This is a genomic window from Reichenbachiella carrageenanivorans (assembly GCF_025639805.1).
Taxonomy (GTDB): domain Bacteria; phylum Bacteroidota; class Bacteroidia; order Cytophagales; family Cyclobacteriaceae; genus Reichenbachiella; species Reichenbachiella carrageenanivorans.
This window is the reverse complement of sequence record NZ_CP106735.1, coordinates 729,629-753,312: the sequence shown is the minus strand read 5'-3', so window position 1 is coordinate 753,312 and position 23,684 is coordinate 729,629. Positions and strand designations below refer to the sequence as shown.

Genomic DNA, 23,684 nt, shown 5'->3' with positions numbered 1-23,684 from the left:
GAGGTGGGGTCATTTCTATTTCGATGAATTCATTGAAATAATAGACTAAATTAATTTTGCGTAGCAGTTTATAATAATTAAAAATTTTGGCAAGAAAAAAGAGTAGCTATGACTAAAGTCTTATTTGTATGCCTAGGCAATATTTGTCGCTCACCTCTGGGCGAGGCGATCTTTAATCATAAGGTGAAGGGTTTAAGTATGGAAGCAGACTCAGCAGGTACTGCGGCTTATCATGTGGGAGAAAATCCAGATCATAGAAGTATAGAAGTGGCACGAGCACACGGAGTACCCATCAGCCACAAGGCAAGAAAATTTGTGGCAGAGGATTTTGATCGGTTCGATTATATATTGGCTATGGATAGAAATAATTTTCGAGACATGAAGGCGCTTGCTGCGGGGAGTGCTAAAAATCTTTATTTGTTGCGCGGTTTTGACCCAGAGGCTGATGGAGATTTGGATGTGCCAGATCCTTACTACGGTGGCTATGATGGTTTCGAAAATGTTTTCCAGATGGTTTCTCGCTCAGTAGATCAATTGATAGCGCATATCGAAACTCAAAAATGAAATTAGGCGAAGCCGTCGCGCGTCAGTTATTTGACACTCTGACCGAAGTCGAAATAAAACCTATTGGTGGAGGGTGTATCCATCAAGCTGGTAAGTTTTTGTTTGATGGAAAAACGTACTTTCTTAAGTGGGGTCAAGGGGCCTCACACATGTTCGAAACAGAAGCGCAGGGACTGGTGCTACTCAGAAGCACAGATACGATCGGTGTGCCAAAGGTGCAAGGTATAGGAAAAACAACTACAGCAGATTTTCTCTGTTTGACTTTTGTTGAGTCAGGGAGGAGTACAGAAAATTTTTGGTCTGTATTTGGTCAGTCTCTGGCAGCACTTCACCAGTGTACTTCCGAAACTTTTGGTTTAGATCATGATAATTATATTGGTAGCCTCCCGCAGTCCAATATAAGGGATCGTAATTGGTCGGAATTTTTCATTCATTGTAGGCTTATGCCACAAATTAAAATGGCAAGAGATCGTGGGTTGATAGATAAAGAGCTGACGAACAGGTTTGATCAGCTTTTGAGGGTGCTATCAGTATTATTACCAGAGGAAGAGCCAGCTTTATTGCATGGAGACCTCTGGTCAGGCAATTTTTTGGCAGATGTGCATGGGCAGCCTGTCCTTTATGATCGATCCTGCAGTTTATTATGGTCATCGTGAGGCAGAACTGGCCTTTACTCGGATGTTTGGGGGTTTTGAAAATCGGTTTTACGAAAGCTATCACGAAGCATTCCCTTTGAAAGAGGGATACCGAGAGCGAGAATCAATATTCAATTTATACCCGCTCCTGGTACATGTCAATTTGTTTGGCAGTGCTTACCTCAGTGGGATCGTTTCTGCCTTACGCCGATTCACTTAATTCTTTGTGCTTTTTTTCTGGCACATATAGAAGGTGATACACATCTTTCGATTTTTGTTCTAGCAATATTTCCTTACGATCGTAGATTTTATCCAATGCTTCTTGGTCATATCCTTTCACTGTCAGCATTTCTAGATTGTCGCGCATTTCGATATTGAAAGTGTCACTGAGCCTTTGTACCAAATGCTCGACTTTGTCAAATTTCTTGTCAATACAAATAGAGAAACTCACCGCTGAGTTTTGCATCAAATTGATTTTGATATTGAGCTGATCCAAGGCATTGAAAATCATACTTAATTTTTTCTCATCTATAAACGTAAAGTCAGTGACTTTAAAGTCGATAAATACTTGTTTGGTTTTCAAGATGAAAGAAGCTGGATGCATACCCGTACCCTCATCGCCAATCACTGTACCCAATTCTTCTGGTGCATTGAAAGGGCGAACGTACAGTTTAATGCCATTTTGTGCCAAAGGTTTGATGGTGCGTGGGTGAATGATAGACGCACCGTAATAAGTCATTTCAGAGGCATCCGTATAGCTTAGCTTAGGAATGATCACTGCATCTGGCATTTTTCTAGGATCAGCAGTCATGACACCTGGCACGTCTTTCCATACCGTGACAGATTCAGCACTAAGGCCTGTAGCGAAAATAGCGGCACTAAAATCAGATCCCTCACGACCTAGTGTGGTTGTTTTTCCTTCACCATTAGACCCGATAAATCCTTGCGTGATGACGATAGCATCTTTGGCAAAAGCTGGAATCTTTTCGCTAATATTTCTTTTGGTCATGTCCCAGTCTACACGAGCGTCTATGTAGTTGTAGTCGGTCTTTACATAGGTGCGAGCATCTATCCAGATGGTTTTGTGTATGTTTTCGTTTAGATAGTTTCTGATGATGCGAGTAGAGAGCAGTTCGCCCTGACTTACCATCTCACTATATACTTCCATATAGGGTTTGCTTTCTGCAAAACTTAAATATTTGGCGATTCCTTCAAATATGGTTTCTAGTCTTTCGAATACCTGATGGTCTTTTTCGAAGAGACCATTAGAAATGTCGAAATGAAAATTTTTGATGACTTGCAACTGCCCCTGCCAGTCTCCTTTGTCAAAAAACAATTGCACTAATTCTTCCAGTGCGTTGGTCGTTTTACCCATAGCAGACACAATGACTACGAGTTCTTCGTTGCAAAATTGCTTGATTACTTCAGCTACATTTTTTACAGAAGGGGCATCTTTTACCGATGCGCCACCAAATTTGAATACTTTCATTTTTTTAAAATTAGGGTCGCAAAATTACCTAGGGTGATAGAATAAAAAAATAAATGAGCAACAATTGAAGGGAGAAACTAATTTGAGAGCCCCATCATTAAGCTATTATTTCTATTTTTGCAGTACCCAAAACACTTTTCATGGACAAGCATACACTCGGATCTACTATTGGTACTACCTTAGATAGATTCATCAATGACAAACAAGGCGAATTTCCTTTCGCCACTGGTGAGTTGTCTCAATTACTAAGAGATATAGCCCTTGCTGGAAAAATAATTAATCGTGAAGTCAATAAATCTGGCTTGCTGGATATCGCTGGCGCCTATGGTGCCACTAATGTACAGGGCGAAGAACAGCAAAAATTAGATGTAATTGCGGATATCAGATTTACACGCGCCCTTAAAAATGGCGGAGAAGTCTGTGCGATTATTTCCGAAGAGGAAGATGATTTGATTCGTTTAAACTCCAATAGTAGATATGTGGTGGCAATGGATCCGCTGGATGGCTCATCCAATATCGATGTGAATGTATCTATCGGAACCATATTTTCTATTTATAGGAGAGTTACCCCTATCGGTACGCCTGTGCAGATGGAAGATGTTTTGCAAAAAGGCGATAAGCAAGTAGCAGCGGGCTATATCTTATATGGATCTTCCACGATGCTGGTTTATACTACTGGTCATGGTGTAAATGGCTTTACCTTCGAGCCCACTTTGGGCGAGTTTTTATTGTCTCATCAAAATATGAAGTGCCCAAAAGATGGAAAAATGTACTCTATCAACGAAGGTTCTTACAACAGTTTTGAGCCAGAAGTGAAAGCATACATTGAATATTGTAAAGAACAACAATATAGTGCGAGATACATTGGCTCTTTGGTGGCAGATTTCCATAGAAATTTGTTGAAGGGAGGTATCTACATCTATCCTAGTACGGAAAAGGCACCTGATGGTAAGCTCAGGCTCATGTACGAATGCAACTGTCTGGCTTTCATTATAGAGCAGGCAGGTGGCATGGCTACGGATGGTCAGCGTCGTGTAATGGAAATCGAACCTACAGAACTGCATCAGCGTGTGCCACTATTTATTGGGTCGCCTGATATGGTGAACAAAGCACATGCTTTTAGAGGAGAAGCGTCCATCGTACAGAAGAACTAATTGCTTCTGTGTCTTTCTCTGGTTTTTACCTTTTGCCATTCTCGTTTGATTACTTCTTTGGCTAGTGCCAGACCTATTTGGTCGGGAGCTTCGGAAGTAATGATTCGTTTGAATACAATTTCGTTCAAATCAATTTTATAAAAGGCATTCATCAGGCGTGCAAGATCCTGATTCAGCAAGTTATTTATGATAGCGGAGAGGGCTTGCTCGAGTTCTTTTTCCGATGACTGGCAATGTTCCAACTCCTCATCTGGGAGTTGGAAATGCTTGGTAATAAGTGCTGCGCAAGTGTTGAGAGGTAAGCTCATCAGAAGCTTATTTTTTCTTTTCTGCGGCTTTTTCTTCTTTCTCCTCTTTTTCCTCGAACAGCTCTGGGTAGTTTTTGCTGAGTAGGTCGTACCACTTCACTACTTTTTTGATGTCTGAGGTGTACACGCGATCCTCGTCGTACTCTGGAAGGATAAACCTTAAGAAAGCTTTCAATTCTTCGTTGTCCGAATTGGTAGTCAAGCCAGTGTCTCCATCAAATTCTTTGTGAATTTTTTGCATCACTTGTGACAATGGGCGAGAGCCCTCTTTGTCAGTGGTATAAATCGATATTTCACCAAGAACAGAAACTTTAGAGTTGACATTAACTACCAACTTCTTTTTCTGTTCGTCCATTGATTCGAGGATCATACCTCCACGTGTAGGAGCCACTACGCTGAATAGTCCTCCTTTGCCTGATACCGTTGCTATTTCGTTGAAATCCATAGTTTGTTGTTAAACCGGCCGTAAAATTAATATAATCTTATACACTCTCATTAATTTGACCGATGTATTCTAATATTTCCTTCTGACCTACTTTTTGTGCAGATGAGGTCACAAAAGTAGGCGGGATCTCTTCCCAGTGTTTTTTTAATTCTGTTTTAAAGTTCGCAATATTAGATTGGATTTTTGAATTGTTAGGCTTGTCGGCTTTGGTGAAAATAATAGAGAACGGAATTTGATATTCTCCGAGCCAATTCAAAAAATCGATATCAATCTTCTGTGGAGGAATCCGAGAATCGATCAATACAAATACGTTGTGTAGGTTTTCTCGTTGACCCAAATAATTTTTGGTCATGACCTCCCATTTTTGCTTCATTTCTTTGCTCACCTGAGCCCAGCCGTAGCCTGGTAAATCTACCAAGTACCACGTTTTATTAATCAAAAAGTGATTGATCAACTGGGTTTTTCCGGGTTTTCCAGAGGTTTTGGCTAGTTTGTTTTTGTCTGTGAGCATATTGATAAGCGACGATTTGCCCACATTGGATCTTCCTATAAAAGCATATTCTGGCTTGTCGGCGGCAGGACATAATTTGTAGTCGGTATTGCTGATGACGAATTCGGAACTTGTGATTTTCATAGGAGTAATTTTTTGCAAAAATGCTTAAAACCAATTTGGAACTCCATCGATCACACATTTAATTTATATGTCTTCGCTCTGTGAATCTAATATCTGCGCTTAAAAATGTGGAATAGGGTGGGTTGGAGGGTTTGATTGATAATTAATTCAAGGATTCCGTGTAATATTGCAACCTCATAAAAATAAGAAGCAATTGGCGGTACTACCTTATAAAAATCAAGAGCAATCGAAGAAGCAACAAGTAGCTGATATGTTTAATAATATCAGTAAACGCTATGATTTCCTCAATCACTTTCTTAGCATGGGTATTGATATCCTTTGGAGGAAAAAAGCCATCCGTCAGTTGAAATCGCATCAACCTAAAATCATCCTTGATATTGCAACTGGCACAGGTGATTTGGCTATAGAGGCTCTGAAGCTAAAACCAGAAAAAATCATCGGAGTGGATATCTCTGAAGGTATGCTCGAAGTAGGCAAGAAGAAAATGATTGAACTAGGAGTGGAAGATATTATCGAAATGCGCCTTGGTGATTCAGAGCAGTTGCTTTTCGAAGACAATAAGTTTGACGCTGTGATCGTTGCCTTTGGCGTAAGGAATTTCGAACATTTGGAAAAAGGTCTCTCTGATATGAGGCGTGTGCTGAAGGATGGAGGCAAGTTGGTTGTTTTGGAGTTTTCTAAACCTACCAAATTTCCAATGAAACAGCTTTACGGTTTTTATTTTAAGGCTATATTGCCACTGATCGGCAAGATAGTATCGAGTGATAATGCCGCCTACACCTACTTGCCAGAATCAGTTGCAGAATTTCCTTACGGTCAAGACTTTCTCAATATTTTAGAAAAAACAGGATACAAAGACACTAAATGCAAACCTTTAACTTTCGGCATAAGCTCCATATACACTGCCATAAAATAGTACTGGCTTTTGTCGTTGGCTGCTGTCTGGTTGCTACTGAGTCTCATGCTCAGATTTCAGGTGCGATCAATTTGCCGAATTTTGATGAACAAAGTGTACACTACGGGTTTATGATCGGTGGGCATAAGTCTAGGTTTAGATTGAAGTATTCGGATGAGTACATTACCCCTGCGTTAGATTCTGTACATTCCATTTTGCCAACGGATAAGTTTGGGTTCAAAATTGGGTTTATCGTTAATTTTCATGTCTTTCAGTACATGGATATTCGAGTGGCACCTACTTTTAGTTTCTATCAACTCGGGCTAGACTATAGGTACGACAACGGAGAAGTCTATAATGAATTGAGAGATCCTACCTATTTTGAACTTCCAGTTTTATTTAAATACAAATCTGTACGAAGAGAAAATAGAGCCATTTACCTTTTAGCGGGGATAACACCAGCGGTAAAAGTGTCTGGTAATAAGAAAGATGAAGACGCGTCAGAACGTTTGCTGATCGATAAGTTTAATTTGTCTTTGGATGTGGGTGTGGGTCTTGATTTATTTCAGGAGTTATTCAAATTCTCTCCAGAAGTCAGGTATTCGTTTGGTTTGTTAAATGTATTGGACAGTGAGCAAAATGACTTTAGTGCGGGAATCGAAAGTCTAAATATTCATAGTTTCACGATTTATGTGACCTTCGAGGGAGGGCCATCTTCATTCCGAAAAAAGGCTAGAAAATATTAAATTATTTTTTAGGGGCTTCTACTTCGGTTTCGTCTTCCATGTATTTCATTTTATACACAAAGTAGAATAAGAAGTTGAACTTGTTGACGGAGTAGTAGCTAGAATCGGGTTCAGCATTCGTCTCGCTTTGCTCAGAATTTTCTACAGATTCGGCCTCTTTCTTTGCGTCTACGGACTTGGATTCATCATTTTTCTCAGCATTCGTTTTTTCGGTATTTGCAAATACCTGAATACTGAAAAACAGACAGAACAATATGGGAAAGGTTTTCTTCAACAATTTTTGGGATGATGTTAATGAAAGAGACGAATTTACAGATAATAATGTTACGATATAAGCGTGAGGCAAATTTTCTATTGATTCTGGAGCGTATTTAGGTGATTTACTTAGATAGAAGACTCAAATTTCCCGTGAATAGATAGATCTTTCGGTTTGTACTCCTCCCATTCTATTTTTAAAAGTAATGAGCTTTTCGTTGGGTTTATCATCAAGCATAGACGTGCCCAAGTCTAATACTTCAAAATAATGCTGTTGTCCATATTCGTAAATTTTGTTTAGCAGAAAGACCATCGGACTGTAGGTATTGTAGGTTTTGAGGCTTGCAGGTAAAAAATTGTAGAGCACTCTATCATTCACCATGACACATATCGTAGCTGCTATAAGTTGCCCTTGATGATAACAGCTAAACATAAGGTAGCGTGAGGGGAGTGCATCTGAGAGAGCTTTCAGTTTGGTTAATGAGACAGAAATGGCGTGTTTTTTCTGAGCTCTACATGCCTGAATGAATGTATATATTTTATTAAGTTGATCAGGCGCCTCTTGTACAAAAACAAAATTGGCTGCCATGCCTTTTTTCAAACGCCTGCGTTGCATCTGAGTCATCTGATCTGTGAGCGATTTTGAAGTGATAGGCAAGTGGTGATTGATTTCTCTTTTTGTGGAGGACATGCCGATAGTATCGAGCGGAAGTGCTGATGGGCCGTAGCAACGAGGAGCGATTTTGATTGAGAGTCGGGTGATGCCTATTGTTGAGAGCTGTAGAGAGATGAACTGAAGAAAGTCATTGATTTGACGGTTTTCTGCCAGTTGTGTGAAATAAATGCCTCCAAAAGGGGCTTCTTGGAGACTGATGGCTTCATTTTCAATACATTGAAAATAGAGGAGCATAACAATGTCTCTCCTGTTTGGGAGCAAAGCGTAAAAGCCTTTTACATTGGGTTGGATTAGCCTTAAGTATTGAGGCTTATAATATATGGGGAGATCTTTGAGTGTAGAAGTATCAGGTATCCCTTCCAAAAAAATTAGCCTATCTGCTACCATTCTTTAACTTGTCGTTTGTGATTTGAATGTGTTGTATTCTCTGATATAGTCTTTTGCATCATAACCTTGAGAAGCCATCACCAACACAATAGCATCTTTATTATATTCGATTTTGCACCAATATTGTGATGGAATGAGTACCATTTCATTGGGCTGAGACAATTCAAAATGGTACTTTTTACCTTGAATATCTTCCATAGTGATTTTAAGTTTTCCACTTAGACACGAAAGCAATTGTTGGCACGACTTGTGCGCATGCTCTCCGCGTATTTGATCTTGGATATTGGACGTAATCCAATAGACTCGTTGAATGTCAAATGGAATAAAATCACCTTCAGCTATAGTCATGAGGGCACTTTGATTCACTGTCGGAAGATTATATAATTTAGGAATTGTCATATCATTAATTTAATATCAAATTTGCCGATTATTACGCTTAAAAAAAATCGAAATACTTCTTTCCACCCAAAGCCTACGATTATTCGTCCATTATTTAAAAAACTATGTCTAGTCATTGCCTTTTGGAGTTGTTTTTATACGACAACGCAGGCACAAAAACTTCCCCTTTTTGGAAATGAGGATTTGCTGAAAATGGTAGATCGTGGGGGTGACTATATTTATAATCAGGAATTTGAAGCGGCTGAGCGCGTCATAGACTCTCTTTCCGAAAAACTACCTGACCATCCTATTGTTCCGATGATGCGGGCGATGAGTCTGGCATGGACAGATCAGCCATTACGAACGTCTAGTCCTGTATATCCTGAACACGAAAAGTACCTGCTCAAAACCATCTCATTGTCTGAGCAGATCAGTCGAAAAGATTCGAACAACCTTGAAGCTATGTTTTTTGAAATGTCGGCTCATGGTTTGTTGGCAGAATATTATGCCCAAGAAGGGAGTAGCTTCAAGGCCATGACTCAGGCCAAGCAAACCTACAACTTGATCAAAAAGACCATGGAGCATACTTCCGAAAGTTCGGAGTTGTTTTTTTTAGCAGGGTTGTATAACTACTTTCGTGAAAAATATCCTGAGCGTCATCCAGTATACAAATCATTTGTTTGGGTGTTTAAGAGTGGAGATATCGATCGAGGGCTGATTCAGCTGGACAGTGCGGTGCATCATAGCAAAATAGTGAAAATAGAAGCCAGTTTATACTTGTCATATATCTGGTTGAGATACGAAAATCGTCCAGATAAGGCTCGGTATTATTTAGAAAGGCTTTATAAGATGTATCCTGCAAACGACTATTTCAAAGCTAAATACCTAGAATGTCTGATGAGGCAAAAAGATTATAGAAATGCTATTCCTCTCATACACCAGTTGCAGAGGAACGAAAAGCCTTATTACAAAATGTGTGGAGAAGTGTTTCAGGGGGTATATATGGAAAAAGTGGGCAAGTCTTTTTCGGATGCGAAATGGTACTATCAGCGCTGCTTGTCTACAGGGAGCAAGAATCCCGACCGTGGTGAGTATTATCGCAGCATCGCATATTTGGGGCTTGGGCGTGTTGCCGAAGCCAATGGTGAAAAAGATTTGGCGGCTGAATATTACAAGAAAACGATTGATCTGGATGAGACAGATTGGCTGACTGATGAGAGTGAAACCAGACTAGAAAAAATGGATTAAAGATGGCGGAATCCTATCGTATCATCAAATCACCAACAGAAGGGTTTTATAAAGAAAAGGGGAGTAAGTTTTTGGCTTTTGCTTACCAAGTTAATTCTTTGGATGAAGTGAAGGAGAAACTGGAAGTTCTCAAAAAAGAATACTACGATGCTCGGCATCACTGTTATGCTCATTTGATCAACGATGGCCATCAACAGCTTATTCGTGCCAATGATGACGGAGAGCCTAATCATTCGGCTGGCGATCCTATACTGGGGCAAATCAGATCATTCGAATTGGTTAATACGCTGGTGGTTGTGGTTCGCTATTTTGGTGGGACTAAGCTGGGAGTGAGTGGGTTAGTTCATGCTTATAAAACTGCCGCAGAAGAAGCATTGCGCATGGCCGAAATTGAAGTAATAGAAATCAAACAGGCTTTCAAAGTAGAATATGGCTACGAAAAAACGAGTGATGTCATGCGTATCGTCAATGATTTTGGCGTTGAAATCACTAGTCAAGAATTTTTAGAAATTTGCACTTTGTTTGGACGTATAGAGCCAGAATTATTTGAAGCCCTCAAGGATAAGCTAGCACTTGCAGAGGTGATTGTCAGAAAGCTTTAATTTTTGTTTGCCAGTTGTCCACAGGCCGCATCAATGTCCTTGCCACGGCTTCTACGTACGTGTACATTTACCCCTTTGTCCGTCAAAAACTTAGTGAAAGTATCTAATGTATCCGCATCGGCGTTTTTGTATTTGGCTTCAGCGATAGGGTTGTATTCTATGATGTTGATTCTGGCAGGTACACGCTTCCAAAATTCAAACAACTCTTGAGCGTCTTGTAATGAGTCATTGAAATCATAAAAAAGAATGTACTCAAAGGTGATCTTATTGCCAGTCTTTTTGTAGAAGTAATTCAGTGCTTCTCGCAGGGCCTCTAGTGTATTCGTTTCGTTGATCGGCATGATCTTGTTTCGCTTTTCATCGTTGGCTGCATGGAGCGAGAGTGCCAAGTTGAATTTTACGTCGTCGTCGGCTAATTTTTTGATCATCTTGGCTATGCCTGCTGTGGATACTGTGATCCGTTTAGGCGACATATGGAGACCATCGGGAGAGGTGATGCGGTCGATAGATTCGAGTACATTTTTGTAGTTGAGCAAAGGCTCGCCCATGCCCATATATACGATGTTGGATAGCGGCTTATCAAAGTTTTCCTTGGCTTGCCTGGCTACTGTCACTACTTGATCGTAGATCTCTGAGGCGTCTAGGTTTCTTGCTCGATCCATATAGCCAGTAGCGCAAAATTTGCAACTTAGAGAACAGCCCACTTGCGAAGACACACAGGCTGTCATTCTTTCGTCTTGTGGGATTAGCACGCTTTCGATTAAATGCTGATCGTGTAGTTTGAGCGCAGATTTGATCGTGCCATCATTGCTTTTTTGCTCTTTGTCTACGACGGCTGGTCTAATGGTGAAATGAGCCTTAAGTTTATCGCGGGTAGTTAGTGATAGATTAGTCATCTCATCTATGGAAGTGGCAGATTTTTTCCAGATCCATTCTTGGATTTGCTTGGCGCGAAAGGGCTTTTCTCCGATTTCCACTAGGAAATTAGAGATTTCTTTCTTCGATGATTTTCTTAAATCTACTAAAGTTGCTACCTCATTCATGGTGCAAAGATACGGCTAAATTTTAGCCTATGAAATCAATTTTTTTATGCGTACCATCGCAGTAAGGTTTGTTTCTGGAAGCCCCACATCTACAAAAAGCCGTGGCTTTATTGTCTTTGAGAACCTCTTGTCCGTTGTGTTTGATTTTCATTTGTCCATACACCATAAGTGGTCCATTGGGCATTGTTTCTACGATGGTTTCTTGAGAGGGAGTGATTTGGCTGGGTTCGTTTACGATGGATAGGGCGCCAGACGGACATTTTTGTACTTGTGCCACAATGTCTTCGGTCGAAGCACCCGTTATGTTCACCCATGGTTTCTGGTTAGGGTTAAAAACTTTGGGTAGCCCATGAAAGCATTTTTCAGAATGAATGCATAGGTCAGATTGCCATTTCACAATAACGTCGTTGTTCGAATAGGTTTTGATAGCCATGATAGAGAGGTATAGTTCGTGTGTCAATAAATTTAATGATTTTAAGATTCCCATTTACCAAATCTGATTTATCTTCCCTTACGATTTCAAATTCATACAAAAACGCATTTTTACTTCATGACGAGTCGTTCTCCTCTTAGTCATTTTTTATCATCTAGTTTCATTTTCGTGATCTTGTTCTGTGGCTTTGTGAGTTTCAGTTTCGCACAGCGTCTGGAATACGAAGTGATCAAAGGAGATAAGAATGTAGGCTATATGATTGCCGAAAAGAAAGTAAAAGGAGATACTACGACCTATGCCATAGACAGCGAGACCTCGATCAAGATGCTACTCACATTTACAGTACATTATCAGCTCTATGAGGTCTATGTAGACGGGCGTTTAGTGAGCGGTCATGCTGAGAGCAAATTGAATGGAAGCTCTCGAACCAAGTCAAAAGTGTGGATTGAAAACGGAGAGTATATAGTGGAAGTCAACGGGTTTGAAGAGCATTTGGGGACTAATCCGATTACCTATTCAGTACCAGAGTTATACTTTTCGGAGCCAGGTACAAAGGAGGATACTTTTTCTCAGCAGTTTGCCGAAAATTTGATTATCAAAAAAGATGAGCCTCATGTATTTACACTGTATTCAGAAGATGGCCGAAACACGCATACCTATGCAAAGGGAATTTGTACACACGTGAAACTCAATAGAACTTATGCTTCATTTTATTTCCAATTGAAACAATAAATGACAGCTGATAAGGCGTTGTAGCCTTTGATCAAAGTATACCATCCTTTGTTTGCTGTCCTCGTCTTTGTATCAACCGAATAGATTATATCACCTTTTTAATTAATAGTATTTTATGAAAATTGTACAAAAGCATCTGCTCCTTGTGATTGTGTTTTTTGTTGCTCTGCAGGGGCATACGCAAGACCTTTCTTTAGATGAAAAGATCCCTTTTGATCCGTCTATACGGACAGGGACACTCAAAAATGGTTTGAAGTATTTTATCAAGAAAAACAGTAAGCCAGAGGAACGAGTAGAGTTGCGTCTGGTGGTCAATGCAGGGTCGGTATTGGAAGATGATGACCAGCGTGGGTTGGCACATTTTACGGAGCATATGGCTTTTAATGGTTCGGCACATTTTGCAAAAAACGAACTGGTGAATTATCTACAATCTGTAGGAGTGAAATTTGGCGCTCACCTCAATGCCTATACCTCGTTTGATGAGACCGTGTACATATTGCCTATTCCGTCGGACGACGAAATCATGGATAAAGGCTTGACTATTTTGGAAGATTGGGGTAGACATTTGCTATTCGAACCAGAAGAAATAGAAAAGGAAAGAGGGGTAGTGATCGAAGAATGGAGACTCGGACAAGGGGCTCAGATGCGAATGATTCAAGACTATCTGCCGATCATTTTTAAAGGGTCAAAGTATGCAGAACGTCTTCCTATTGGTACCAAAGAAACGTTGGAGACTTTCCAGCCCGAGACAATTAAAAGATTTTATCATGATTGGTACAGGCCAGATTTGATGGCTGTGATTGCTGTGGGTGATATAGATGTAGATAAAATGGAGTCTATGATTAAGAAGCATTTCACGAAGTTTAAAAATCCTAAAAATGAACGGCCAAGAGTGGATGTGGGAGTGCCTGACAATAAGGAACCTTTGGTAGCGGTGGCTTCAGATAAAGAAGCAACCAATATTATTTTCAACATCATGTACAAATCTGATGTGGAGGAAGTGGTAACTGGCAATGATTATCGCAAAGGATTGATTCAAATGTTGTTCTCTTCTATGGTCAATCAAAGATTGAGAGACTTATTGCAAGAGGCTAATCCACCATATCTCTATGCTTCAACTTCCATTGGTCCTTTTATTGCCAGGAGTAAAAATGCGTTTTCATGTGTAGTTGTGCCAAAGCCAGACGATATAGAAGGAGGTGTTCGTACATTGATGAATGAAATCAAACGAGTAGAATTGCATGGGTTTACAGCTTCTGAATTGAAAACCGAAAAACTCAATCTGATGGAGGGCTACGAAAGAGCCTATAAGGAGCGCGACAAAACGGAGTCGGAATCGCTTGTGGGAGAATTGGTGCGTCATTTTTTAGAAAAAGAGCCAGTGCCAGGTATAGAATACGAGTATGAGTTTACCAAAAAATATCTCGAAGGTATTACTGTAGAAGAAGTCAATGCAATCATTGGTCAGCAGATCACAGAAGAAAATCGTGTGGTGTATCTGACAGCTCCTGAAAAAGAGGAAGTCAAAATGCCAACGACAACAGATCTTTTGGCATGGGTAAAAGCCTCTGACGAAAGTACACCTGAGGCATTGGTTGAAACGAATCTGAGTGATCAACTGATTGAGGACGAACCTGCTCCAGGTCGTGTGGTTGAAAAATCTACTATTGATGATATAGGGGTGACCTCCATCAAACTATCGAATGGTGCGCAGGTTTTTATCAAGTCTACAGATTACAAAAATGACGAAGTTCAATTTTTGGCTTATCGCAAAGGAGGGATTTCACTAGCCGAAGATGAGGAGTATTGGTCAGCTTCTTTTGCTACAAATATTGTTGGGTTGAGTGGTGTAGGTGCTTTTTCTTATACGGATTTGCAAAAGGTATTAGCGGGCAAGTCTGTAGGCTTGCAGCCATATATTGGTGACTACGAAGAGGGTTTTAGAGGTAGTGCAGCACCTAAGGACCTGGAGACGATGCTACAGCTTACTTATTTGTATTTTACTGAAATTAGAAAAGACGAGTCAGCATTTCAGTCGCTGATGCAGCGAAATCGTGCATTCCTTGCAAATGTGATGTCCGATCCCAATTATTACTATCAAGACAAAATGGCCAAGATATTAGCACAGGGCAATATGAGAGGGGGAGGTATACCTACGATAGCTGATTTGGAGCGTGTAGATATGGATCAAGCATTGGCTTTCTACCAAGGGAGGTTTTCTAGCCCAGCAGACTTTACTTTTTGGTTTGTGGGCAATGTAGACGAGGCAGTGCTCGTGCCGCTCGTAGAAAAATACCTAGGTACAGGTGCTCCTACCAAAGAGGAGGCATGGATAGATCGGGGAGTCAGACCGCCTAGCGGCATGGTGAGCGAAAAAGTGTATAAGGGCTCAGAGCCAAAGAGCTCAGTGAATATGGTATTTACTGGTGAGATGGACTATAGTCGTGAGGAGTCTTATTACCTCAGATGCTTGAGCGAAATCCTTGACATTCGATTGATCGAAATCTTACGTGAGGAAAAAGGTGGTGTCTATGGCGTAGGGGCTTCAGGGTCTGCAAGTAAGGTGCCTTATGAAAATTTCGAATTCACAATTAGCTTTCCTTGCGGCCCAGACAATGTGGAAGATCTGGTAGCGTCTGCATTAGGTGCGGTGACCGAGATACAAGAGCAGGGAGTGTCTGAAGAAAACCTCAACAAGATAAAAGAAGCGCAACGTAGAGACCAAGAGCTACATTGGAAAACCAATAACTACTGGATGAACGTGCTAAAGACTTATCATGTGAATGATTATGATTATAAGGAGGTGACATGGTTGGATCAGCGGATAGAAGATCTGACAGCCGAGGATTTGCAGCGTGTAGCAAAGAAATATCTCGATACGAAATCTTATATACAGGTGGTTTTATACCCTGAAGAATAATCTGCCAGAGGGAAAATGACAATAGAAGCCGCCAAGATTTTTTAAACCTTGGCGGCTTTTATGCGCATTTTAAAATAAATAAACGCCCTTTTCTTTGCCTTGTAAGATTACCTGCACGTGTTCGTTGATGCTGGTGGCCAGTTCATACCCCTTGTACTTGGGGTAGATCGGGAAGGATTTGTGGCTGCGGTTTACCATCACACAGACCTCAATCTTTTTTATGTTGGTATTGAGGAATGCTTTGAGTGCAAAGGCTGCTGTTTTGCCAGAGTTGAGCACATCATCGAAGAGGACGATAGACTTTTTGTTCAGCTCTTTTTCTTCTAAGTTGTCCAGTTGCACTTCTTCTTTAAATGGCGCTGCTTTGTTGATGTCTACACGTACTACAGAGCACTTGATAGGAGCTATTTTTTCTAATGCTTGACTCATCATAGAGGCAAACACAAACCCATTGTCAGATACTCCTGCCATGACGAGGTGCTTCTCGTCGAGATTGTTTTCATAGATTTCGTAGGCCATTCTTACGATGCGCTGATCGATCTGAAGGTCACTCAAAATCAGGTTTTTTTCTTTTGTCATACAGACTTAATTATCCGCTGGTATTGGTATTTCCTTGCTGTTTTTAAAGGTAGAAAGTATCACCATAGACTGCAAGCTATCCACTATTTCTATGTCGCTTACTTTCTCTAGCATGAGCTGCTGATAAGACGCAATATCTTTGGCTACGATGCGCAAGATAAAATCTCCCGAGCCTGTAATGTGATGGCACTCGATGATTTCTTCGATGTCTCTGATTCGTGCCAAAAAAGTTTCGATATTGGGTTTGTTATGCCCCTTTAGGGAAACCTGTACAAAGGTATTGACACCCAGTCCAAGCATGGCAGAGTCGAGCTCTGCATGGTAGCTTTTGATGATTCCTGAGTTCTCAAGTTTTTTGACCCGTTCGAGTGTGGGAGCTGGAGACAGTCCGATTTCTTCGGAAAGCTTGGCGTTGGTGATTTTACCGTTTTTTTGTAAAATCTTTAGGATTTTCCTATCCGTTTTATCAATTTTCGTGTTGCCGATCATTAGCATTTGCAAAATATTATTCGGTTCAAAATTAGTAAGATTAGTATTTATTCTCTCTTTATAATGAATTAATATTATTTCGATAGAATGTTTTTAATTTGAGTTAACGAGTAGTTGGTTGACTTATGAAAACAAGCCTAGGGCTTGGCTACCTTATGGACAGGCTATTCTTATCATATAAATGTCCTGCATGGTCATTTATATGTTTTTTTAAACAGGGAGTGATGATTTGCAATAGTTCCTAGATTTATATGGAATCTGTCTATTGCTAGGGGTGTCAATTTGGTGCGCTTGCTCGCAATATATTAAATTAGGGTTACAACATTTGAAACCTTAAAAATGACGTATAAATATTTAGCCCTTGGCGACTCCTATACGATAGGAGAAGCCGTGACGGCAGACCAGCGGTGGCCACATGTCTTGCAAGGCAGGTTGGTAGGGGATGGCATTAAAATAGAAAAGCCTGAAATCATAGCCGCCACTGGCTGGACTACCGACGAACTACAGGCTGCGATAGAAATGGCAAAGCCTGCCAAGCATTACGATTTAGTATCATTGCTCATCGGGGTCAACAACCAATATCGTGGCTATCCGATTCGCCAATATAAGGTAGAATTTGAGGCCTTGCTAGTTCAAGCCATTGGATTTGCTCAAGGTAAGCCAGCCCAAACTTTCGTGGTGTCGATTCCTGATTATGGAGTGACTCCATTTGCGGCAGCGAAAAACACGGTTAAAATTGCTAGAGAAATAGAAGAGTACAATAGAATCGCACAAGTATTTTGCTCTAAATACCAAGTAGCTTTTGTGGATATTACCGCTGATAGTAGAAGGGCTTCTAGCGATCCTGCTTTGATCGCCGAAGATGGGCTGCACCCTTCAGAAAAAATGTATAAAAAATGGGTCGAGGCCATATACCCTGTGGTAAAACCCATACTCAAGTAGTTAACTTGTACTATTTAAGGATTGATTATTCATATTTGACTTGATGGGGGAATGGGCTACCAAGAATTGGTTGGAATAATTATATAAATCAGGAAATATTACCCATTTTTGGCGGTTAGAGATAGTGTCCACCTTGTCCCTAATCGAATAAAATTTGTGAGGAGAACTAGTTTTCCTATATTGTTTGTGTTGTGCCTTGTTTTTTACGCTTGTAAAGACAACGTGGTATGCCCCGCTTTTCAGAGTACTTATATTCTGGATGATTCTATGCGTCTGGCCAAGTATTCCTACTTTGCCAATGATAGCACCCCTAAATTTGCTTCTGTTTCTAAGCGTACCAAATACGGTATGAACAAGCAGATGAGTCTGTTTCGCAAGAATTATGAACTTATGACTGCACCAAAGAAGAATGTATTGGCGCCAGTACCAGAAGATACCAGTGAATTGATTATCGACCAAGGAGAGTTTGTAGCCGAAGATTTTGTAGATATCGATTCGATAGGACCAGATTCGGTATCTGTTGCGCCTTTGCTTGCCAAAGCAGAGGAAGAAGTGCCACAAGGGCCAAGGTATAAATACCGATACGACCCAGATGCCAGTCACAACCAAGAGCAGGTGTATTACAACAAATATTATGGAGAGCTATTTATCGACAAGCGACCTTTGCCATCTGAGAAAACACCTGAAGACGAGCAGTTAGATGAGTCGGACACCACTCAGGTGAAAAGAAAAGGATTAGGTGGTCTATTCAAAAGAAACAAGGAAGAGGTAGAAGAAGCCCCTGTCTTAGATGAAAAAGGAGAAGAAGCTGCCGAACAAGAGGCCGAAGTACCTATTGAAGAGGCTCCTGTAGAGCCTACAGAAGAAGAGCAATAGTCCGCGCTATTTTCATTAATTTTCCACTCTTTTTATATTTTTTTTGTAGCGTATATTATGCTTGACAATCCCATGCCCTTAGCGGAAAAACTGAGGCCCAACACCCTTGATGAATTAGTAGGTCAGGATCACCTGAAGAACATTCTGAAGCGAGCGATCAGCTCTGGCGCTGTTCCATCTATGATCCTATGGGGGCCTCCTGGAGTAGGAAAAACCACAATCGCCAATATCATTGCCAATTCTGCAAAGATGCCTTTTTATACCCTGAGCGCTATCAGTGCAGGAGTCAAAGACATTCGCGAAGTCATACAAAAATCAAGATTGGGATCGAAAGCCATCTTGTTTATAGACGAGATTCACCGATTCAATAAAGGTCAGCAGGATGCATTGCTAGGAGCGGTAGAAAAAGGGCAAGTGTCTTTGATAGGTGCCACTACCGAAAACCCAAGCTTCGAAGTCAATGCCGCACTTCTGTCTCGGTGTCAGGTATACACGCTTAATGCACTGTCGAAAGAAAACTTGACTGAGCTGATCAATAAGGCTGTGAATCACCCAAGTATATTCAAAGATAAAAAAGTAAAAATCAAAGAAGATCAAGCCTTGATGCGACTGTCTGGCGGTGATGGGCGCAAGTTGCTAAATCTGCTGGAGTTGGTTGTGGACTCTTTGGGTAAAAATGCAATGGTGACCAATGATACGGTGACTGAAATTGCACAAAAGAAAGCTGCGATCTATGACAAAAGTGGTGAGATGCATTATGATATTATCTCTGCTTTTATCAAATCTATTAGAGGCAGCGATCCTAATGCCGCCGTCTATTATCTTGCCAGAATGATCGAAGGAGGAGAGGATGTGAAATTCATCGCTCGTCGGCTGTTAATTTTAGCCTCAGAAGATATTGGCAACGCCAATCCAACCGCACTCGTCATTGCCAACAATGCCTTTCAGGCAGTGAATGTGATCGGTTATCCAGAGGCTCGAATTATTCTCAGTCAGTGTGTGGTGTATTTGGCCTGTTCGGCCAAAAGCAATGCATCTTATATGGCCATCAACCGTGCACAGCAACTTGTGCGAGAAACGGGCGATTTGTCTATACCTCTAGGTATTAGAAATGCACCTACCAAACTTATGAAAGAGATTGGTTACGGGCAGGGCTATCAATATGCGCACGATCATTCGGGCAATTTTGTGGAGTATGAATTTATGCCCAATGAGCTCAGGGGGCAAGTGCTTTTTGAACCAGGGAAAAATGCTCGAGAAGAAGATATGCGCAAAAAACTCAGAGCACAATGGAAGGATAAGTATGGATATTGATGACGTATTCGAACCAATGGAGCTCAAAAGAATCTAAGTAGTCCATGTAGGAATGAACTACTTAGCGTTTTTTTAGCAGCACTGCTTTGCATTAGGGTTTAGGCTCGGCTTACATACTGTAGGTTTAGCGAATAGTTCGAAGTGAATATTGTCTTCATTGAATATTACATTTTCTACACTAAAGTTGGAAGTGCGCATGGTCAGATCCCCATATTCAAAAAACACTTCTGCGTCGTCATCCATAGGTTTGAGCTGTCCTACTTTTTCGAAAATATCAAGTGCTTTTTGAGCAGTCCATGGCTTTCTCATCTTTTCTAATGGGTTTACCATGAGCTGGATGATGGTCTCTTTATAAGTATCTGGATTACCACCGCAGTCTACAGATTCTACGGTTACATTTTTCACTTCTGTGATATGAAAAGTGGGTTTTACGAATTGACCACTTTCTATTTCGAATACCAATCCCATTTCGGGATTTCCCTTAAGGAGAGTTAATAATTCTGATGTTTTCATATTGATTGTAAAATTACGATTAATTTTCGATTTAATCTTATTATCGCAAAAATACGATTAATGTTTCACTCTTTATGAAATAAATAAAAAAACCGTTTTGAATTTAGCCTCCTTTTGAGCAAGGTGCTAGATTCAAAACGGCTTTTAATGAATTTAAATTTCTTACTTGATAGTGAACTGCACCATGGTTTTGTCCCATGAGATTGTAGTTGTACCAGAATCATTTAGATCAATGGTGAAGCTTTCCTGCTCATTTCTGAGAGCAGAAGGAGCCACTGTAAATCGGCCAACATCTTTGCCTTTGTCATAGGAGTTAGTGCCCCATTGTTTAGCGTTGGAGTTGATGATGATGGTCCACTCTTTTTCACCAGGAATAGTGAATAGGGCGTACTTACCAGCTTTTACATCTACTCCACCGATATTAGCATCTTTGGATAGCTCGATGGTAGTGGCTTCGTTGGCGCCAGTTCTCCAGATCTTGTCATAGGGCACTAATCCCCCGTAGATTTCTCTTCCTTTTTTGGAAGGACTACTGTAGTTAATAACGACTTTGTTGTCGTTTACTGAGGCTTGTGTCACTTTAGGAGGACTAGCTTTTTGCTGTGCATATAGACTGATACTTGTAGCTAGACAAGCAATCATAATACCAGTGGCTGCGATGATTAAGTTCTTCTTCATATTTTTTTAGTCTTTAGTATAGTTTCAAAACGAATATAATCAAGCTTGGGTTCATATTTAATTTTAAAGGGATGTGTTGGCTTATTTTCCGTATTCTCGGATTTTTAATTTAAATTGACGGTCTGATTATCCACCACCTCTAATAAGTATAATGACAAAAAAAATTAAGGTCCTAATAATTGATGATGACGAAATAAATAACCTAATCTGCACCAAAGTTATCAAAGATTATAATCCTGAAATGTCAGTAGAATCGCTTACCAGTTCTACCAAAGGGCTTACCTATTTGGGAGATTTGGTAAGGAATAGTCCAGAAGAATTGCCTGATGTAATTTTGTTGGATATCAATATGCCTACCATTAGTGGTTGGGATTTTATACGTGAGTATCGCAAGATGATGACGGCAGTAGAGAGCGAGAAGATCAAGCTTTTTGTACTTACTTCTTCTCAGTATTATCAGGATGCGGAACTGGCTGATCAGTATCGAGAGGTACAGAAGTTATTTACCAAACCGTTGACCTCGGATATCCTCAAAGAGATAGACTCCTATCTATAGTTATCTGATTTTTAGTTTGGCTATGGTTTTTTTGTATTGAGACAAAATACTATCGAAAGACACGTGTTTGCCATCTTTTGCTTTCCAAATTCCACGGACTAATGTACCTTTAAATGAACTTCTGTCTCCACTATATATTAGCGTGGCGAGTATATGTTGGGGAGAGGAAGTAGCTATATGAGGAGTTTGGCTATCGATGACCACCGCATCGAATGATTGGCCTATTGCAAAATAAGCTTCTTCTTGATTGCCCATGGCTTTGCGACCTGCTTTCCATGCCATATCTAAGCCAAATAGCCCAGAATCTCCATTCGCATAGGAGACGAACTGATTGCGACGATGTGTAGTTAGCCGTTGTCCATAGTCGAGCATACGCAGTTCTTCCAAAGGATTGAGCCCGATGTGGCTATCTGTACCAATCGACCATTGGCCGCCCTGCTGTTGAAAAGTACTCAGTGGAAATATACCATCCCCCAGATTGCCCTCTGTAGACGGGCACAAGACGACGTGTGCGCCAGATTGTGCTATACCGCTGATCTCCTTTTTGTTTAAATGTGTGGCATGAACCAAATGAAAATGAGAATGAACATCGAAGGTATTGAGTAGCCACTCCACAGGCCTTTGTTGGTAATGAGCCAGACAATCTTCGACTTCCTTGAGCTGCTCTGCGATATGAATATGTATGGGAAGACGTTTGGTTTCTGCCAATGTCGCTTGGATTGCATACTGATCTACTGCGCGTAGCGAGTGGATGCCTATGCCTACGTTTGATCTACTATAGTTTTTTGTAGCCTCTTCAGAGGCAGAGAGTAGCTCTAAATAGTCTTTGGCTGTCGCGGAAATAAATCTTTTTTGTTTGAATCCTGGCGCTTGTCCAAAGCCTCCTTTTTGATAAAAAATTGGGATGAGTGTAATGCCAATACCAGCTGTTTGAGCTGCAGCGATTAGTCGAGTGCCCATTTCAGCTAAGTGATCATAGCGAAGGCCATCTTTGTTGTGATGTACATAGTGAAATTCTGCCACATGGGTGTAGCCGTGCGAGAGCATTTCAGCATACAGCATAGTGGCGATGTGTTCAAACTGGTCAGGATCCATCGATAGGGCAATGTTGTACATGGTTTCTCGCCAGCTCCAAAAGTCGTCTGCTGAAGTAGGGTCAGGATGGATCTCTGCGAGTCCTGACATGGCGTATTGAAAGGCGTGTGAATGAGCATTCTGAAAGCCAGGAATGGCATAGCCAGAGACTACTTCTATGACCGCAGAGGAGGATGTGTTTTTATCTGCTATTTCTTCAATGATGCCTTGTTCGTTAGTCGTTACATAGCAGGGGCACATCCATCCTTCGTTTAGTAATAGCCCGTCAAATTTCCAAATTTTGCTCATCGGTTCATGTCATTTAGAGTGATGATCAAGGTTTCAAAAAGATTGTGTAAGACGGTTCGGATACGGCTGGCTCGCTTGGTGTCATACATGGTTTCACGGTCGTTCATGTAGACGGTTTTTGCCATTTCCAGTTGTAGTCCATGGACGCGATTTTGTGGCTGACCAAAGGTACGTGTGAGATTGCCGCCTTTGAAGGGATGGTTGTGTTTAAAGGTATAGCCCGAGTTAACCAATATGTCGGTTGCTGCACTTGTGAGACGAGTATCGGCCGATTTTCCATCTACGTCACCTAGAATTAGATCTGGGAAAATATCTTTTTGGATACCTGGTACATATTGTCGAATAGAATGTGCGTCGAAAAACAAGACGTGCTTGTACTGCCGTTGAAGTTTGGTCAGCTCTAAGCGAACTTGGTCATAGTAAGGATAATAATAGCTGCTGATTCGTTGGTTGATTTCTTCTTGGGTAGGACTACTATTTTTGTAAATGCGCTTATTGTTGAAATTGGTTGTGGGACATAGAGCAGTGATCACACGACCGTCTTGGTAGAGTGGCGTATTATCTGTGGCTCTGTTTAGGTCTATGACCCAACGACTGTATTTGGCTTTCACCATTTTGATGCCTAGCATATCTACAAAGTCGTATAGCTGATCTACAAACCAATCAGTATCGTCTATGGATTGGATCATTTCGGTATCGTATTGATCGCGAATAGCACTGGGAATGCCTGTACCACAATGAGGTACACTTATCAGAATGGGGACTTGATTTGTTTTGGGGTCAATGATTTCGAATGCCATAGGCGAATTT

The 23,684-nt window shown here is 40.8% G+C and carries 29 protein-coding genes; 14 read left to right on the top strand and 15 right to left on the bottom strand.

The genetic code is table 11. The features are described 5' to 3' along the window. Nucleotides 1-108 precede the first annotated feature (108 nt). From N7E81_RS02825 to N7E81_RS19460, 3 genes are read left to right on the top strand one after another with little or no spacing between them, the layout of a single operon-like run. Nucleotides 109-564, top strand: a complete 456-nt coding sequence (locus tag N7E81_RS02825) for a low molecular weight protein-tyrosine-phosphatase (protein ID WP_263051768.1) — start codon at nucleotides 109-111, stop codon at nucleotides 562-564. Beyond that, nucleotides 561-1,220: a fructosamine kinase family protein gene (locus N7E81_RS02820; RefSeq protein WP_263051767.1), complete on the top strand. Its 660-nt coding sequence runs from the start codon at nucleotides 561-563 to the stop codon at nucleotides 1,218-1,220. Before N7E81_RS02825 ends, N7E81_RS02820 begins: the two co-directional genes overlap by 4 nt. Further along, the gene (locus N7E81_RS19460; RefSeq protein ID WP_407692705.1) at nucleotides 1,129-1,419 is read left to right on the top strand and encodes a fructosamine kinase family protein; all 291 of its coding nucleotides are present in this window, start codon (nucleotides 1,129-1,131) and stop codon (nucleotides 1,417-1,419) included. The genes N7E81_RS02820 and N7E81_RS19460 overlap by 92 nt, the downstream gene beginning before the upstream one ends. Here N7E81_RS19460 and N7E81_RS02815 read toward each other — a convergent pair. Next, nucleotides 1,402-2,688 carry an aspartate kinase gene (locus N7E81_RS02815; RefSeq protein WP_263051766.1) on the bottom strand — a complete coding sequence of 429 codons (1,287 nt, stop codon included), beginning with the start codon at nucleotides 2,686-2,688 and terminating at the stop codon, nucleotides 1,402-1,404. The two genes, N7E81_RS19460 and N7E81_RS02815, sit on opposite strands and share 18 nt — an antisense overlap. A gap of 140 nt (nucleotides 2,689-2,828) precedes the next feature. Here N7E81_RS02815 and fbp point away from each other — a divergent pair, with 140 nt between their 5' ends. Further along, nucleotides 2,829-3,842, top strand: coding sequence for a class 1 fructose-bisphosphatase (fbp, locus tag N7E81_RS02810; protein ID WP_263051765.1), 1,014 nt, complete (start codon nucleotides 2,829-2,831; stop codon nucleotides 3,840-3,842). On the opposite strand, the gene N7E81_RS02805 is transcribed toward fbp, so the two are convergent. The 3 genes from N7E81_RS02805 to yihA are packed head-to-tail and all read right to left on the bottom strand — an operon-like array spanning nucleotide 3,839 to nucleotide 5,229. Then, nucleotides 3,839-4,150, bottom strand: coding sequence for a hypothetical protein (locus tag N7E81_RS02805; protein ID WP_263051764.1), 312 nt, complete (start codon nucleotides 4,148-4,150; stop codon nucleotides 3,839-3,841). The genes fbp and N7E81_RS02805 overlap by 4 nt on opposite strands. A 7-nt stretch (nucleotides 4,151-4,157) precedes the next feature. After that, entirely contained in the window at nucleotides 4,158-4,595 is a 438-nt protein-coding gene (locus N7E81_RS02800; protein ID WP_263051763.1) for a DUF5606 family protein, read from the bottom strand. Between the two features lie 37 nt (nucleotides 4,596-4,632). Further along, nucleotides 4,633-5,229 carry a ribosome biogenesis GTP-binding protein YihA/YsxC gene (gene yihA, locus N7E81_RS02795; protein ID WP_263051762.1) on the bottom strand — a complete coding sequence of 199 codons (597 nt, stop codon included), beginning with the start codon at nucleotides 5,227-5,229 and terminating at the stop codon, nucleotides 4,633-4,635. A gap of 193 nt (nucleotides 5,230-5,422) precedes the next feature. Between yihA and ubiE the strand changes: the two genes are divergently transcribed. Together ubiE and porT are read left to right on the top strand one after the other, a co-directional pair. Further along, the gene (gene ubiE / locus N7E81_RS02790; protein ID WP_263051761.1) at nucleotides 5,423-6,145 is read left to right on the top strand and encodes a bifunctional demethylmenaquinone methyltransferase/2-methoxy-6-polyprenyl-1,4-benzoquinol methylase UbiE; all 723 of its coding nucleotides are present in this window, start codon (nucleotides 5,423-5,425) and stop codon (nucleotides 6,143-6,145) included. Continuing rightward, nucleotides 6,094-6,870, top strand: coding sequence for a type IX secretion/gliding motility protein PorT/SprT (gene porT, locus N7E81_RS02785; protein ID WP_263051760.1), 777 nt, complete (start codon nucleotides 6,094-6,096; stop codon nucleotides 6,868-6,870). Before ubiE ends, porT begins: the two co-directional genes overlap by 52 nt. A gap of 1 nt (nucleotide 6,871) precedes the next feature. Here the strand turns inward: porT and N7E81_RS02780 are convergent, their stop codons facing one another. The 3 genes from N7E81_RS02780 to N7E81_RS02770 form a co-directional block, all read right to left on the bottom strand. Beyond that, the gene (locus N7E81_RS02780) at nucleotides 6,872-7,144 is read right to left on the bottom strand and encodes a hypothetical protein (protein ID WP_263051759.1); all 273 of its coding nucleotides are present in this window, start codon (nucleotides 7,142-7,144) and stop codon (nucleotides 6,872-6,874) included. Between the two features lie 123 nt (nucleotides 7,145-7,267). After that, nucleotides 7,268-8,188, bottom strand: coding sequence for a GNAT family N-acetyltransferase (locus tag N7E81_RS02775; protein ID WP_263051758.1), 921 nt, complete (start codon nucleotides 8,186-8,188; stop codon nucleotides 7,268-7,270). A 3-nt stretch (nucleotides 8,189-8,191) separates the two neighbouring features. Next, the gene (locus tag N7E81_RS02770) at nucleotides 8,192-8,587 is read right to left on the bottom strand and encodes a sugar 3,4-ketoisomerase (protein ID WP_263051757.1); all 396 of its coding nucleotides are present in this window, start codon (nucleotides 8,585-8,587) and stop codon (nucleotides 8,192-8,194) included. Between the two features lie 192 nt (nucleotides 8,588-8,779). Between N7E81_RS02770 and N7E81_RS02765 the strand changes: the two genes are divergently transcribed. After that, nucleotides 8,780-9,814 carry a tetratricopeptide repeat protein gene (locus N7E81_RS02765; protein ID WP_263053057.1) on the top strand — a complete coding sequence of 345 codons (1,035 nt, stop codon included), beginning with the start codon at nucleotides 8,780-8,782 and terminating at the stop codon, nucleotides 9,812-9,814. Between the two features lie 2 nt (nucleotides 9,815-9,816). Further along, on the top strand, nucleotides 9,817-10,416 hold the full coding sequence (locus tag N7E81_RS02760; RefSeq protein WP_263051756.1) for an IMPACT family protein: 600 nt from the start codon (nucleotides 9,817-9,819) through the stop codon (nucleotides 10,414-10,416). On the opposite strand, the gene rlmN is transcribed toward N7E81_RS02760, so the two are convergent. After that, nucleotides 10,413-11,459, bottom strand: coding sequence for a 23S rRNA (adenine(2503)-C(2))-methyltransferase RlmN (gene rlmN / locus N7E81_RS02755; RefSeq protein ID WP_263051755.1), 1,047 nt, complete (start codon nucleotides 11,457-11,459; stop codon nucleotides 10,413-10,415). The two genes, N7E81_RS02760 and rlmN, sit on opposite strands and share 4 nt — an antisense overlap. Nucleotides 11,460-11,481: 22 nt before the next feature. Then, on the bottom strand, nucleotides 11,482-11,919 hold the full coding sequence (locus N7E81_RS02750; RefSeq protein ID WP_263051754.1) for a (4Fe-4S)-binding protein: 438 nt from the start codon (nucleotides 11,917-11,919) through the stop codon (nucleotides 11,482-11,484). Between the two features lie 162 nt (nucleotides 11,920-12,081). Between N7E81_RS02750 and N7E81_RS02745 the strand changes: the two genes are divergently transcribed. Then, on the top strand, nucleotides 12,082-12,624 hold the full coding sequence (locus tag N7E81_RS02745) for a DUF6134 family protein (protein WP_263051753.1): 543 nt from the start codon (nucleotides 12,082-12,084) through the stop codon (nucleotides 12,622-12,624). A gap of 115 nt (nucleotides 12,625-12,739) precedes the next feature. Beyond that, nucleotides 12,740-15,544, top strand: coding sequence for a M16 family metallopeptidase (locus N7E81_RS02740; RefSeq protein WP_263051752.1), 2,805 nt, complete (start codon nucleotides 12,740-12,742; stop codon nucleotides 15,542-15,544). A gap of 69 nt (nucleotides 15,545-15,613) precedes the next feature. Here the strand turns inward: N7E81_RS02740 and N7E81_RS02735 are convergent, their stop codons facing one another. Continuing rightward, nucleotides 15,614-16,123, bottom strand: coding sequence for a phosphoribosyltransferase family protein (locus N7E81_RS02735; RefSeq protein WP_263051751.1), 510 nt, complete (start codon nucleotides 16,121-16,123; stop codon nucleotides 15,614-15,616). A gap of 6 nt (nucleotides 16,124-16,129) precedes the next feature. Next, entirely contained in the window at nucleotides 16,130-16,618 is a 489-nt protein-coding gene (locus tag N7E81_RS02730; RefSeq protein WP_323131649.1) for an Lrp/AsnC family transcriptional regulator, read from the bottom strand. Between the two features lie 333 nt (nucleotides 16,619-16,951). Between N7E81_RS02730 and N7E81_RS02725 the strand changes: the two genes are divergently transcribed. From N7E81_RS02725 to N7E81_RS02715, 3 genes are all read left to right on the top strand, one after another. After that, nucleotides 16,952-17,554 carry an SGNH/GDSL hydrolase family protein gene (locus N7E81_RS02725; RefSeq protein ID WP_263051750.1) on the top strand — a complete coding sequence of 201 codons (603 nt, stop codon included), beginning with the start codon at nucleotides 16,952-16,954 and terminating at the stop codon, nucleotides 17,552-17,554. Nucleotides 17,555-17,710: 156 nt separating this feature from the next. Then, the gene (locus N7E81_RS02720) at nucleotides 17,711-18,430 is read left to right on the top strand and encodes a hypothetical protein (protein WP_263051749.1); all 720 of its coding nucleotides are present in this window, start codon (nucleotides 17,711-17,713) and stop codon (nucleotides 18,428-18,430) included. A gap of 57 nt (nucleotides 18,431-18,487) precedes the next feature. Continuing rightward, nucleotides 18,488-19,744: a replication-associated recombination protein A gene (locus N7E81_RS02715; RefSeq protein ID WP_263051748.1), complete on the top strand. Its 1,257-nt coding sequence runs from the start codon at nucleotides 18,488-18,490 to the stop codon at nucleotides 19,742-19,744. 72 nt (nucleotides 19,745-19,816) lie between these two features. On the opposite strand, the gene N7E81_RS02710 is transcribed toward N7E81_RS02715, so the two are convergent. Beyond that, entirely contained in the window at nucleotides 19,817-20,257 is a 441-nt protein-coding gene (locus N7E81_RS02710; RefSeq protein ID WP_263051747.1) for a DUF6428 family protein, read from the bottom strand. A gap of 162 nt (nucleotides 20,258-20,419) precedes the next feature. Then, on the bottom strand, nucleotides 20,420-20,935 hold the full coding sequence (locus N7E81_RS02705) for a DUF2911 domain-containing protein (protein WP_263051746.1): 516 nt from the start codon (nucleotides 20,933-20,935) through the stop codon (nucleotides 20,420-20,422). A 151-nt stretch (nucleotides 20,936-21,086) separates the two neighbouring features. On the opposite strand from N7E81_RS02705, the gene N7E81_RS02700 reads away from it, so the two are divergent. After that, entirely contained in the window at nucleotides 21,087-21,491 is a 405-nt protein-coding gene (locus tag N7E81_RS02700) for a response regulator (protein ID WP_263051745.1), read from the top strand. On the opposite strand, the gene hutF is transcribed toward N7E81_RS02700, so the two are convergent. Together hutF and N7E81_RS02690 are read right to left on the bottom strand one after the other, a co-directional pair. Further along, nucleotides 21,492-22,874 (bottom strand): formimidoylglutamate deiminase, encoded by a 1,383-nt coding sequence (hutF, locus tag N7E81_RS02695; RefSeq protein WP_263051744.1) that lies wholly within the window; start codon nucleotides 22,872-22,874, stop codon nucleotides 21,492-21,494. Then, nucleotides 22,871-23,674, bottom strand: coding sequence for an N-formylglutamate amidohydrolase (locus N7E81_RS02690; protein WP_263051743.1), 804 nt, complete (start codon nucleotides 23,672-23,674; stop codon nucleotides 22,871-22,873). Before N7E81_RS02690 ends, hutF begins: the two co-directional genes overlap by 4 nt. Nucleotides 23,675-23,684: the final 10 nt, after the last annotated feature.

Excerpts from the sequence above, each read along its gene's own strand:
- N7E81_RS02825 (WP_263051768.1), top strand. The coding sequence starts at position 109 with ATGACTAAAGTCTTATTTGTATGCCTAGGCAATATTTGTCGCTCACCT.
- N7E81_RS02820 (WP_263051767.1), top strand. The coding sequence starts at position 561 with ATGAAATTAGGCGAAGCCGTCGCGCGTCAGTTATTTGACACTCTGACC.
- N7E81_RS19460 (WP_407692705.1), top strand. The coding sequence starts at position 1,129 with ATGGAGACCTCTGGTCAGGCAATTTTTTGGCAGATGTGCATGGGCAGC.
- N7E81_RS02815 (WP_263051766.1), bottom strand. The coding sequence starts at position 2,688 with ATGAAAGTATTCAAATTTGGTGGCGCATCGGTAAAAGATGCCCCTTCT.
- fbp (WP_263051765.1), top strand. The coding sequence starts at position 2,829 with ATGGACAAGCATACACTCGGATCTACTATTGGTACTACCTTAGATAGA.
- N7E81_RS02805 (WP_263051764.1), bottom strand. The coding sequence starts at position 4,150 with ATGAGCTTACCTCTCAACACTTGCGCAGCACTTATTACCAAGCATTTC.
- N7E81_RS02800 (WP_263051763.1), bottom strand. The coding sequence starts at position 4,595 with ATGGATTTCAACGAAATAGCAACGGTATCAGGCAAAGGAGGACTATTC.
- yihA (WP_263051762.1), bottom strand. The coding sequence starts at position 5,229 with ATGAAAATCACAAGTTCCGAATTCGTCATCAGCAATACCGACTACAAA.
- porT (WP_263051760.1), top strand. The coding sequence starts at position 6,094 with ATGCAAACCTTTAACTTTCGGCATAAGCTCCATATACACTGCCATAAA.
- N7E81_RS02775 (WP_263051758.1), bottom strand. The coding sequence starts at position 8,188 with ATGGTAGCAGATAGGCTAATTTTTTTGGAAGGGATACCTGATACTTCT.
- N7E81_RS02770 (WP_263051757.1), bottom strand. The coding sequence starts at position 8,587 with ATGACAATTCCTAAATTATATAATCTTCCGACAGTGAATCAAAGTGCC.
- N7E81_RS02765 (WP_263053057.1), top strand. The coding sequence starts at position 8,780 with ATGGTAGATCGTGGGGGTGACTATATTTATAATCAGGAATTTGAAGCG.
- N7E81_RS02760 (WP_263051756.1), top strand. The coding sequence starts at position 9,817 with ATGGCGGAATCCTATCGTATCATCAAATCACCAACAGAAGGGTTTTAT.
- rlmN (WP_263051755.1), bottom strand. The coding sequence starts at position 11,459 with ATGAATGAGGTAGCAACTTTAGTAGATTTAAGAAAATCATCGAAGAAA.
- N7E81_RS02740 (WP_263051752.1), top strand. The coding sequence starts at position 12,740 with ATGAAAATTGTACAAAAGCATCTGCTCCTTGTGATTGTGTTTTTTGTT.
- N7E81_RS02735 (WP_263051751.1), bottom strand. The coding sequence starts at position 16,123 with ATGACAAAAGAAAAAAACCTGATTTTGAGTGACCTTCAGATCGATCAG.
- N7E81_RS02730 (WP_323131649.1), bottom strand. The coding sequence starts at position 16,618 with ATGCTAATGATCGGCAACACGAAAATTGATAAAACGGATAGGAAAATC.
- N7E81_RS02725 (WP_263051750.1), top strand. The coding sequence starts at position 16,952 with ATGACGTATAAATATTTAGCCCTTGGCGACTCCTATACGATAGGAGAA.
- N7E81_RS02715 (WP_263051748.1), top strand. The coding sequence starts at position 18,488 with ATGCTTGACAATCCCATGCCCTTAGCGGAAAAACTGAGGCCCAACACC.
- N7E81_RS02710 (WP_263051747.1), bottom strand. The coding sequence starts at position 20,257 with ATGAAAACATCAGAATTATTAACTCTCCTTAAGGGAAATCCCGAAATG.
- N7E81_RS02705 (WP_263051746.1), bottom strand. The coding sequence starts at position 20,935 with ATGAAGAAGAACTTAATCATCGCAGCCACTGGTATTATGATTGCTTGT.
- N7E81_RS02700 (WP_263051745.1), top strand. The coding sequence starts at position 21,087 with ATGACAAAAAAAATTAAGGTCCTAATAATTGATGATGACGAAATAAAT.
- hutF (WP_263051744.1), bottom strand. The coding sequence starts at position 22,874 with ATGAGCAAAATTTGGAAATTTGACGGGCTATTACTAAACGAAGGATGG.
- N7E81_RS02690 (WP_263051743.1), bottom strand. The coding sequence starts at position 23,674 with ATGGCATTCGAAATCATTGACCCCAAAACAAATCAAGTCCCCATTCTG.